This is a genomic window from Rhizobium sp. CBN3, assembly GCF_030518245.1.
GTDB lineage: Bacteria > Pseudomonadota > Alphaproteobacteria > Rhizobiales > Rhizobiaceae > Rhizobium > Rhizobium aethiopicum_A.
This window is the reverse complement of the sequence record NZ_JAULSE010000067.1, coordinates 1-2,280: the sequence shown is the minus strand read 5'-3', so window position 1 is coordinate 2,280 and position 2,280 is coordinate 1. Positions and strand designations below refer to the sequence as shown.

General features: G+C 57.1%; 2 pseudogenes. Both read left to right on the top strand.

The features are described from left to right. Positions 1–233: 233 nt before the first annotated feature. Positions 234–455: pseudogene (locus QWJ46_RS30900) on the top strand (hypothetical protein); the annotation flags it as partial. A 514-nt stretch (positions 456–969) separates the two neighbouring features. Next, a pseudogene (locus QWJ46_RS30895) lies at positions 970–2,280 on the top strand (hypothetical protein); the annotation flags it as partial.

The window sequence follows — 2,280 nt, the reverse complement described above, 5'->3', positions numbered from 1 at the left end:
ATACGGATGCGGGAAGAGCCTCGGGTGCGAAGGATGCTGGCGCGGTCGCTGAAGTGCTTAGTGCCGTCTATGACGGCCTACCCTTTGCGGGTTCTACTATGGCTTCAGGCCCGGACGAAACCCGCCCATGGCGCCGGATGCATTTCATACGGCGATCATGAACCAACGTGTGAGTTGGGTGCTCGATGCCGACCCCGTATCCTGCAACTATCAAACTATGCCTGCGGGCGGGTGCCGCGGTGGACCGACTTGTTCATCACGCAACGATCTTCGAAATGAACGTCGAAAGCTATCGACGACGTTCCGCCATGGAGGCCAAACGCCAGCGCGGCAGGCCAGCCTCATTCGCGACAATCAAAGGCACCGCACAGTTTGTCGCGGAGCGGCAATCAGACCACGATGAAGCTCTTGCCAGCGACAATCAACATGATAACTTCATCCCGACCGCGACATAAGAATCTCATCCAGATTGTCGCGCGCGTCTCATCCTGATCGCCGCGCCATAGGTCGCATAACTATCAAGCGCGCAACGGGTTCTGTCAGCAGCTACACCGCATATGGTTCCGTTGCCTGAGGCGGCGAAATCAGAAAGGCCGGCGGATGGATTGGTTGGAACCGGAAATCCTGACGGCACCCTTCACGCTGCATGTCCCACATATCACTCGAACTGCTTAAATGAAGGCCAATTCTAGCGGGCTCCGCATGGCAAGCGGCAAGCTGGCGAGCCTCTCAAGCCATGTGCCGGCCTGATGGTCGAGTGCAGACGATTGTCGGCAAGCCGTCGCCATATGGTGTTCGGCCATGCCTTGGGGGCATGATTGGATCTGGCTTTAGCATGCTGGGCGGCGGTCGGCAGGCATTAGGATTGAGGTTCCAAATTTGATTTCCGGAGGACCGGCATCGATGTACCCAAGACGGAACCAGCCGCGCGATGACGATTCTCGCGAAGTAAGTGGGTGGATCGAAGGCGTGACCGGAGCTTTCGATACGGACGCCTGGATCGACGACTACTATTCAGAGAGCCGAGACCTGGAACAGGATCCGAGCGACTTGCGCCTCGGTTCGCACGACAGTGACGCCGGCGACCGTGTGCCGCGTCGCAGATCCGTGGGCGGTTCGATGCGAGTGACGCCGCAGTCGCTGGCGCCGGAGAGGGGTTCGGGGCAGCAAGACGTCGATGCCGCAACGGAGACTCACGTGGTCTCAACTAAGGTTCGAAAGCGTGGTCGCCCCGCCGACCGAGACATGCATCCTGATGACGAGACCCGTATCAACCAGTTCGCGGAAGCAGTCCGAAACTACGAAATTCTACCCGACGGTAGCGTCGGCCGAGGGGACGGAAGGGTTCCCGAGGCTACCGTCGAGAACAATTTATGGGTTCTTAGGGGGTTCGCTCGTTGGCTCCGAGCAGAGAACAGAGATTCGATGGCTTCTCGGCTTTTAAACGATCCAGATTCACTAGCCGTTGATATCGCGGATTATTTGGCAAGCGGTGGGGATGGTCGGAACCGTCTTAAGTCAGCACTGTCTCATTTCAGGAGGCTCGGACCTGAGGGGCAAGAACTCCAAGCCGTTGGACCTGGGCCGCGCCTGATGGGACGCCAGATACATGATCCTTATCCCGACGACGCCCGCGTCATTGATAGCTTGGCCAAGGAAGAGCTGAGTAAGTTCGGACCGGTCTCGACTTCCCGGAATAATACCAGTCACCAACGAAAGTTTAGCGCTTGGCTCAAAAGGGAGGGCAGGGAGAGCATAGTCAGCCGGCTCACCGGCAGTGATGAGCAGCAACAGTCGTTGAAGGAGGATTTTAGGGCCTTTACCAAGGAGGAAGGAAAAAAAGTGGTCGTGAGTTTCGATCGGCTGCGGCAGTATCTAGGCGCCGAGTCGCAGTTGAAACAGCATCATCCTTATCCCGACGACGCCCGCATCATTGATGACCTAGCCAAGGAAGCGCTGAGCAAGCTCGGATCGAACTCGACTTCCAAGAGGAATGTTGTCTGGAATATGGCCAGCAATCAACGAAAGTTTAGCGATTGGCTCCAAAGGGAGGGCAGGGAGAGCATAGTCAGCCGACTCACCGGTACTGATCAGCAGCGACAGTCGTTGAAAAAAGATTACCAAGACTTCACCGAAGACATGGGAAAAAAACTCAATATGTCTTTCAATCGGCTTCGGCAGTACCAGCAAGTCGTTGAGGCGAACGCAGCGTCGGGGTTGTCCCCTGAGCAGGCAAGTGGCCGGGAACCGGCCGGTCTGGACGGCCGTTCGGATTCACGT